The organism is Chitinimonas sp. (genome assembly GCF_041904975.1).
Taxonomy (GTDB): Bacteria; Pseudomonadota; Gammaproteobacteria; order Burkholderiales; family Chitinimonadaceae; genus Chitinimonas.
The window spans coordinates 1-8,237 of sequence record NZ_JAYRLZ010000198.1 but is presented as its reverse complement, the minus strand read 5'-3'; the positions used below and the strand labels follow the sequence as shown (position 1 = coordinate 8,237).

General features: G+C 61.5%; 6 protein-coding genes and 1 pseudogene. 5 read left to right on the top strand and 2 right to left on the bottom strand.

Translation table 11 applies throughout. From position 1 onward, the window contains the following. Both ACE3OH_RS16160 and ACE3OH_RS16155 read right to left on the bottom strand, forming a co-directional pair. Window positions 1-819, bottom strand: a pseudogene (locus ACE3OH_RS16160) (phosphoribosylformylglycinamidine synthase); the annotation flags it as partial. A 354-nt stretch (window positions 820-1,173) separates the two neighbouring features. Then, a complete protein-coding gene (locus tag ACE3OH_RS16155) occupies window positions 1,174-1,923 on the bottom strand; it encodes a TetR/AcrR family transcriptional regulator (protein ID WP_374355227.1) in 750 nt (249 codons plus the stop codon). A gap of 365 nt (window positions 1,924-2,288) precedes the next feature. On the opposite strand from ACE3OH_RS16155, the gene ACE3OH_RS16150 reads away from it, so the two are divergent. From ACE3OH_RS16150 to ACE3OH_RS16130, 5 genes are all read left to right on the top strand, one after another. Continuing rightward, window positions 2,289-3,695 (top strand): DUF4139 domain-containing protein, encoded by a 1,407-nt coding sequence (locus tag ACE3OH_RS16150; RefSeq protein ID WP_374355224.1) that lies wholly within the window; start codon window positions 2,289-2,291, stop codon window positions 3,693-3,695. Next, complete coding sequence (locus ACE3OH_RS16145) at window positions 3,695-5,203, top strand: DUF4139 domain-containing protein (protein ID WP_374355221.1); 1,509 nt, start codon at window positions 3,695-3,697, stop codon at window positions 5,201-5,203. Before ACE3OH_RS16150 ends, ACE3OH_RS16145 begins: the two co-directional genes overlap by 1 nt. A gap of 64 nt (window positions 5,204-5,267) precedes the next feature. Further along, window positions 5,268-7,046 carry a von Willebrand factor type A domain-containing protein gene (locus tag ACE3OH_RS16140; RefSeq protein ID WP_374355217.1) on the top strand — a complete coding sequence of 593 codons (1,779 nt, stop codon included), beginning with the start codon at window positions 5,268-5,270 and terminating at the stop codon, window positions 7,044-7,046. A gap of 1 nt (window position 7,047) precedes the next feature. Beyond that, window positions 7,048-7,716 (top strand): RNA polymerase sigma factor, encoded by a 669-nt coding sequence (locus ACE3OH_RS16135; protein WP_374355215.1) that lies wholly within the window; start codon window positions 7,048-7,050, stop codon window positions 7,714-7,716. A 1-nt stretch (window position 7,717) separates the two neighbouring features. Beyond that, the coding region (locus ACE3OH_RS16130; protein WP_374355212.1) for a hypothetical protein at window positions 7,718-8,237 on the top strand (520 nt) is incomplete at its 3' end.

Genomic DNA, 8,237 nt, shown 5'->3' with positions numbered 1-8,237 from the left:
GTAAAAGCGCAGGATGCTGGCGCCTTCGATTACCGAGGCAGTGTCGTTGTAAGCGACGACGGTGCCTTCCGGATGGGCCTTGTGGGTGTCGCGGATCATGCCGAACAGCGACTTGGCCTGCGCTTCGCCGTCGATGACGAAGTCGGCATTGAAAATCTTGTGGCGGCAGTGTTCCGAGTTGGCCTGGGCGAACATCATCAGTTCGATGTCGTTCGGGTTGCGCGCCAGTTTCTGGAAGTTTTCCAGCAGATAGTCGATTTCATCGGCCGACAGCGCGAGGCCCATATCGCGGTTGGCCGCTTCCAGCGCCGGGCGGCCGCCTTTGAGGATATCCACGCTGGCCAGCGGTGCCGGCTCGGCATGGCGGAACAGGGCGTCTATGCCGTCAAAACCGGTCCACACCGCCTCGATCATGCGGTCGTGCGCCAGTTCTGCCAGCTTTTTGGCCTCTAGCTCGTTCAGATCGCGCCCGGCGAACAAGGCCATGCCGCGCTCGATGCGCGCCACCTTGTCGAGACCACACAGGTGCAGGATGTCGGTAGCCTTGGACGACCACGGCGAAATGGTGCCGACGCGCGGGGTGATCAGGATCATGGTGCCCTTGGCGCGGGCATCCTGGGCGAGATTGTCGTCGTGCAGGATGCGCTGCAGGGTGGCGTGCTCGGTGTCGCTTAATGCCGCATTCACTTCTGCGAAATGCCAAAACTCGGCATAAGGGGCGATATTACTGACGCCTGCCTCCTTCAATCCGTTGATCAGTTTGTCGAGGCGAAAGGCGGAAAGCGCATTACCGCCGCGCAGCTTGAGAAGTTGGGGCATGGCAGGGAACCGAGCGGTGCGAAGAAGGCGCGAATTTTACCGGAAATCGCCCTGAGCCGTTACTGCATGCGTGCAAACTAGTTTTTGCACCGCAGTCGGAACATTGATCAAACAGAAATCAAACCCAAATCTTGAACCTCAGAGGGCACAGAGAACACAGAGCGGGCACAGAGAGAGGGCAGAATTGTTTGCGGAGCAGGCAAAAAATGGCTGGAAGGCGGGCTTGTCCTGCTTTGCCTCCGTGCCTCCTCCGTGTTCTCTGTGCCCTCTGTGGTTCAAGGTTTGGGGGTTCAAGCCTTTAAGCCTAGAAACCTTCAAGGATTTGGACCCAACCAAGTCTGGTCGGGAAGCGGATCAGCCGGCGAGCAGTTCGGCGGGTTCGTGGCGATTGTTGCGGGTTTCGGCCTGGCTTTCGGCTGGCACCTTGAGTACGAAAGCGACGAGGCGGGCCATTTCGGCTTCAACCTGGGCGCGTGGCATGGCGTCGGGTCGGTTGATGCAGTCAAATTCCAGACGGTGGATCAGGCCCAGTACCAAGGAGGCATCCACTTCTGGCTGCTCCGGGGCATAGGGGCGCAGCAGGTCGGCAATGCGCGACACCTGCCGCTCGCGATAGGCCGATACTTTGGCCGTCAGCGCCGGGTTGTGGCGGAACAGATGCAGGTAGTTCAGCTCCACCGCGATGCTGACCGAATGCTTGGCCGACATCATCAGGATAAAGTCGCTAAGCGCCTGGCTGACTTCGCGGTGCACTTCGCGCAAGGTTTGCGGCGAGCGCAACTGCTCCGGCTGATAGCGCTCGCGATAGGCGGCAATCTGGTTCAGCAGCTGGCCATTGTCGCTGGCGGTGACGCTGATGAAATGATCAAAGGTCTGCTCGATCAGGTCTTGCAGGCTGGTAAAGAAGTAGGTGGTCAGCGACAAGGGCACGCCAGCTTCCGTGGCGATGGCGCGATGGGTCACCGCGGGCAGGCCACGCTTGGCAATCACCGCCATGGTGGCCGTCAGGATCGCCTGGCGCGATTTTTCTCCCTTCGCGCGGGTCTTGCGGCGCGGGGTGTCGGCAGGCAGTTCAATCGGCTCGGCTAGGGCGTGGTCGGTCATGATGTTGTTGTTATGCAAGGCGACAGCTCTGCAGGGTAAGTGCTGAGGTCTGATGGGTCAAGAATGAAAGTATTCGGTGAGAAATAAGGTGGTATTACGTTAGCTTTCATCCGTTTGGGGGATGGGAGCTGTTATGCCGTCTCAAAGGGCGGCGCATTGTATTGCCTCGCGTCATGGCGGGGAAATGTTGCGCGACGCGATCCGACAAACGTCACCGGGCAGGGCGTCAGGGAACGCCGGCAACACATCCTTGGCCCAAGCCGGCCCCGGCTATGCCGTATCTGCCGCCACCGTGTTTAAATGCCGTGCCAGTGCCATCGCGCATTTCCGCCTTTTTGCGGCCACTACCAACGAAAGCCCACACCATGCGTATTGCTGCCTATACCACCCTTGCCCTGCTGGTTCACGCCGCCTTTGCTGGCGAGCCGGTAACTGAACGCACTTCCACTGCTGCCGATCGCAGCGCTACCGCCATCACCGTGTACAACGACAATCTGGCCCTGATCAAAGAAAAGCGCCGGGTGGAGCTGGCGCGCGGGCTTAATCGCCTGTCGCTGCGCGAGGTGGCCGGCAAGCTGCAGCCGGAAACCGCCCTGCTGCGCGCGGTGTCCGGCCCGAGTTTTGGCTTGATCGAACAGAACTTTGATTTTGATCTGCTCAGCCCGCAGAAAATGCTGGAGAAATATGTCGGCCGCGACGTAAGCGTGATCCGGCAAAACCCAGCCAATGGCGAAGAGCGGCGCGAAAAGGCCACCGTGCTGTCGTCGGGCGATGGCGTGGTGCTGCGTTTTGCCGACCGCATCGAAACCGGCGTGCCGGGGCGGCTGGCGTTTGATGCGGTGCCGGCCAATCTGCGCGACCGACCGACCCTGTCGGTGCTGGTCGATGCCGAGGGCGGCAAGCAGGAGGTGGAGTTGTCCTATCTGAGCGGCGGCTTCAGCTGGCAGTCCGACTATGTGGCGCAGCTGTCGGCCGATGGCAAGCAGCTGGACCTCAATGGCTGGGTGACGCTCACCAATCGCAGTGGCGCCGGTTTTAACGATGCGCAGCTGCAATTGGTAGCCGGCACGGTCAACCGGTCACCGCGCGCTGAAAAGCTCAGAATGACAGCAGCCGTAGTGCGTGATGCGCATGCGCCAGCACCGGCCGCCCGTGAAGAGGGCTTGCTCGATTACCATCTGTACAGCTTCGATCGCCCGACCAGCATTGCCGACAACCAGACCAAGCAACTGGCGCTACTGGCGGCCAGCAGCGTGCCGGTGCAGCGCGAATACCTGCTGGCCGGCGGCGATTGGTATTACCGTTCGACCTACAATGGCGCCGGCCAGAAATTCAAACCGGCGGTGTATCTGAGCTTTGACAACAAGGCCCCCTTGGGCAAGCCGCTACCGGCCGGCGTAGTGCGCGTGTATGCCAAGGACAGCAAGGGCGCCGCCCAGTTTGTCGGCGAAGACCGCATCGAGCACACCGCCCGCAACGAGGTGGTCAAGCTCAAGCTGGGCGAAGCCTTCGACATTACGGCCGAGCGCGTGCAGACCAAGTTCCAGCAGCTGGGCGATCGGCTTACTGAGTCGTCGTGGAAGATCGAGCTGCGCAATGCCAAGGACGAGCCGGTGGTGGTGCGGGTGCAGGAGCCGATGCCAGGCGATTGGGAAGTCACCCGCGAATCGCAAGCCCACAAACAGGATTCCGCCCACGCCGCTTCCTGGCATGTAGCCATTCCGGCCGGTGGGAAGACTGTGCTGGAATATACGGCGCGGGTGAAGTGGTAATGGCGGTAAGCAATAGCTATCGCATCCTGTTCGTCCAAAGCTGCTGCGCCGCCATAGCCATGATGGTGGACGCGGCGCCTGTCACGTTTGAATCGATATCGACAGCGGCTGACAGGCTGAATACGTCAGTCACGGTCTACAACGGCAGCACGGCGTTAATCAAGGAAACGCGGCGGGTGACGCTTGCGCCGGGTCTCAATCGATTGGTGTTGCGAGATGTGGCGGCCCAAATGCAGGTTGAAACGGTAGCGCTGCGGGCTGTCAGCGGCGACGCACTGCAGCTGATCGAACAGAACTTCGACTTCGATGTGCTCAGCCCCGGCCGCTTGCTGGAAAAGCAGATCGGCGGCGAGGTGCGGGTGATCAAGCAGGATCGCCGCTCAGGTGTGGATCGAGAAGAACGGGCGCGGCTGTTGGCCACTACCGCATCGATGCAGCCTGAAGCAGCGTCGGGCCGCAAGAAAGTGGTCGATGGCGAAATGGTGCTGCAGTTTCCCGATCGTATCGAAACCGGGCCGCAAGATCGCGTGGCGGTCGATGCCTTGCCTGACGGTTTGAAAGAGCGGCCCACGCTCTCTGTATTGCTGGAAGCCCCCCGTGGCGGGCCACAAACGGTTGAATTGACCTATCTGACTGATGAAGTGGATTGGCGGGCGAACTACGTTGCCACCTTGGCGTACGACGGTAAGCGACTGGATTTACAAGGCTGGGTAAGCATGACCAATGAGTCGGGCAGCGATTTTCGAGATGCCCGGTTACAGCTGGTAGCGGGGAAGATACACCGGGTTCCCAGATCGAGGCTGGGGCAGAGCATGACCGTTGAGAAAATCGTGGTTACTGGCAGCAATATAACGAGAGAGTCTTTTGAGCCTGTCAGAGAGCGCCTGCAGGACTTGTATCTTTACAGCTTCGCCCATTCCAGCACGATTGCCGACCATCAGACCAAACAACTGTCCTTGCTGACAGCTAAGGCGATTCCGGTGCGTTGGGAATACTCGGTGAACCTGAATTTTGACTCTGCATGTTTGTGGCACGGCGCTCGCAATAGCGACGATTGCGAGATGAATGCGGAACCTGCGACACGTTATCTGGTGTTTGATAACAAGGAGCCGCTGAATAACCCCTTGCCGGAGGGGCATCTCGTCGTCCACATGAAGGACCGACGCGGCGTCAGTCAATATGTGGACGAGGCATCTGTTTCCAATACGGCAAAGGGGGAAACCCTGCGGATCAAGCTTCGCCAAGAGACTGATATCGTCGCAAGCTTACGTCAGGTTTCTTTTACTGAGCTTGGCCCAGAGCGCAAAGACTCGACCTGGCGTGCGGAGGTGCACAACAACAAGTCAGAACCGGTGACGGTGCGGCTGTATATGCAGAAGTGGCGCAACGCCGAGGTGCTCAGCGCGTCTGTGCCCCATGGCATGCTTGGCACCATTCCAATGTGGCAAGTCGAACTGCCGGCGCATGCCAGCAGGGTTTTCGATTTTACTTTGCGTTCAAAGTCCTAGGCCGTTAACCCGAATCCGCCGCCAGCCGCGTTGAAGTGGGCTCATCCACCCGAGGAGCCCTGCCATGAAGTCCGCTGTGTTGATTCTTCCTGTCCTGCTTGCCGCGCTGGCTGGCTGTTCATCCCCGCCGCCACAGGCGGCGGCCGATGCCAAGGCAAAGCAGGTGCCGCTATCGGTGCAGCTGCAGCCGACTACCCCACCACCTCCACCCAGCGAAATACCGGCGCCAGCGTTTGCGCCGGCGATGCCCTCAGTGGCAAAGCGGCCGGTGGAGCGGATAGAAGTGACCGGGTCGTCGATCAGCCGCTCAACAGGCTATGTAGCGGCACCGAAGCCAGCCTTGCTTCGCGAGGCAATTGCGGCGCCGCCAGCCGATATGGCGCTGCCGGTGCCGGAGAACCGCGAGCGTTACAAGGCATTCGAGCGTAATGGCGTGATGCGGGTGGCCGAGGCGCCGGTTTCCACTTTTTCGATCGATGTGGATACCGGCAGCTACAGCAATATGCGGCGCATGCTCAATGCCGGCCAATTGCCGCCGCGCGATGCGGTGCGGGTAGAAGAGTTGGTGAATTACTTCCCTTACCAGTACGCACTGCCCAAGGACGACAAGCCATTTGCCGTCAGCACCGAGATCGCACCCACGCCATGGAACCCCGATACCCTGCTGCTGCGCATTGGCCTGCAGGCATCCGACCCGGCCAAGCACAGCCTGCCGCCATCGAATCTGGTGTTCCTGGTCGATGTGTCGGGCTCGATGGATGAACCGGACAAATTGCCGCTGCTCAAGCAGTCGCTCAAGCTGTTCGTGGCGCAATTGCGGCCGCAGGACCGGGTGGCGATGGTCACCTATGCCAGTGGCACCCAGGTGGTGCTGGAGCCGACGGCGGGGGATCGCAAGGCGCAGATCATTGCCGCAATCGATCGCTTGCAGCCTGGCGGCAGCACGGCAGGTGAGGCTGGCATTCAGCTCGCTTACCAGATGGCAAAGCAGGGCATGGTCAAGGGTGGTATCAACCGCATCCTGCTGGCGACCGATGGCGACTTCAATGTCGGCATAACGGATTTCAATGCCTTGAAGAATCTGGTGGAGGAAAAGCGCAAGGCCGGCGTGTCGCTGACCACCTTGGGGCTGGGCACCGGCAACTATAACGACCAGCTGATGAAGCAATTGGCCGATGCTGGCGACGGTGCCTATCACTACCTCGACACCCTGGGCGAGGCGCAAAAAGTGCTGGTCGATGAATTCACCTCCACCCTGCAAACGGTGGCTAGCGATGTGAAAATCCAGCTGGAATTCAATCCGGCGGTGGTGGCCGAGTATCGGCAGATCGGCTTCGAGCAGCGCGCGCTCAAGCGCGAAGACTTTGCCAATGATGCGGTGGACGCCGGCGAGATCGGCGCGGGTCATCGGGTAACCGCGCTGTATGAAATCAGCCTGGTCGGTGGCAAGGGTAGATTGGCGCCGCTGCGCTATGGCGACAAGGCGGCTGTGCCAAGCACCGCTGCCAGCCATGGCGAGCTGGGCTTTTTGCAACTGCGCTACAAGGCGGCCCAGGGCGAGGCGAGCAAATTGCTGAGTTTTCCGATCAGCCGCGAGCAGATTGCCAAGCAGGGCAGTTGCGATTTTCGCTTTGCGGCGGCGGTGGCGGCTTTCGGGCAGCGGCTCAGCGATGGCGGCAAGTATCTGGGCGGCTTTGATCTGACCAAGATCCGGGCGCTGGCCATGGAGGCGCGTGGCGAAGATCGCTTTGGCCATCGAGGCGAGTTCATCAAGCTGGTGGATCTGGCCAGATCGATGAGTGGCGCGCCGGAACTCGATAAAACGGCCTTGATCGCACCGTGATATGGAAGGCAGTTCTGCTGCGCAACACTGCGGGGCGGGCGGCACCTGGCCGCTCGCGGAAGGCGGGGCGGTTCGGGTACACTCGCCGCCCATGAATGCGGCCGCCCCAGTACAAACCGACGAAGCGCTGATGCTCGCCTACGCGCGCGGTGAGGCCGCCGCCTTCGAGCAGCTGTATGCGCGGCATCGCCAGGGCCTGTATGCCTTTATCGGCCGGCAGTGCCCGCGTCGGGCCTGGGTCGATGATCTGTTCCAGGAGACCTGGATGTCGGTGGTGAAGGCGCGCGAGGGCTATGCGCCGACTGCGGCGTTTCGCATCTGGCTGTTCGGCATTGCCCGCAACAAGCTGATCGACCGCATCCGCCGGCATGAGCCGGCCCTGCTGGCTGATTTTGTCGGGCCGGAAGAGGACGACCCGATGGCCCGCCTGCCGGATGCGGGCAACCATGACCCGCAAGCGCAGCTGGCCGACAAGCAGCTCAGGCAGTCGCTCGATGCCGCGCTGCGCGCCTTGCCGGCGTCACAGCGCGAAGCGTTTTTGCTGCGCGAGCAGGCCGGCATGAGCCTGGATGAGATTGCCAGCCTGACTGGCGTATCGATGGAAACCGCCAAGAGCCGGCTACGCTATGCCGTAGCCCGGCTGAAAGCCGCCTTGGCGGGAGGAGTGTGAGATGGCCGACAAACCGGACTTGCAGGATTTCGAGGATGCGCAGCTGAGCGCGAGCTTTGCTGCGCAGTCTTGGTCCGAGCCACCGGCTGCGCTCGATGCCGCCATATTGCAGGCTGCCCGCGCTGAACTGGCTGCGACCAGCCCTGTTGCGTCTGCCAGCACCGCCATCCGCGCCGATGCCGCAAGCAGCGCTGCGGCCGACACGCTGCCACGCCCACGCTGGCGCACCTGGCCGCGTCCGCGCTGGCTGGCACCGTTTTCACTGGCGGCCAGCGTGGCGTTGGCGGTTGGGCTTGCTTGGAAGATCGAACATAGCGGCCAGGGCGGCGTGGATAGCTATGCGGCAGCGCCGGGCTTTTCCATGAATTACGTCGAGGAGAGCAAACCTGCGGTGGCGGATGCGCCCAGTGCCGGCACACCGTTGTTTGCGCCGCCGCCGGCCGATGCCGTGGCAACCCCGCCCATGCCACCGGCGCCCAAGGTGCGGGTTCAGGAAAGCCGGGCCATGCCGGCGCCGATGA

Coding starts and splice junctions, on each gene's coding strand:
- ACE3OH_RS16155 (WP_374355227.1), bottom strand. CDS start 1,923: ATGACCGACCACGCCCTAGCCGAGCCGATTGAACTGCCTGCCGACACC.
- ACE3OH_RS16150 (WP_374355224.1), top strand. CDS start 2,289: ATGCGTATTGCTGCCTATACCACCCTTGCCCTGCTGGTTCACGCCGCC.
- ACE3OH_RS16145 (WP_374355221.1), top strand. CDS start 3,695: ATGGCGGTAAGCAATAGCTATCGCATCCTGTTCGTCCAAAGCTGCTGC.
- ACE3OH_RS16140 (WP_374355217.1), top strand. CDS start 5,268: ATGAAGTCCGCTGTGTTGATTCTTCCTGTCCTGCTTGCCGCGCTGGCT.
- ACE3OH_RS16135 (WP_374355215.1), top strand. CDS start 7,048: ATGGAAGGCAGTTCTGCTGCGCAACACTGCGGGGCGGGCGGCACCTGG.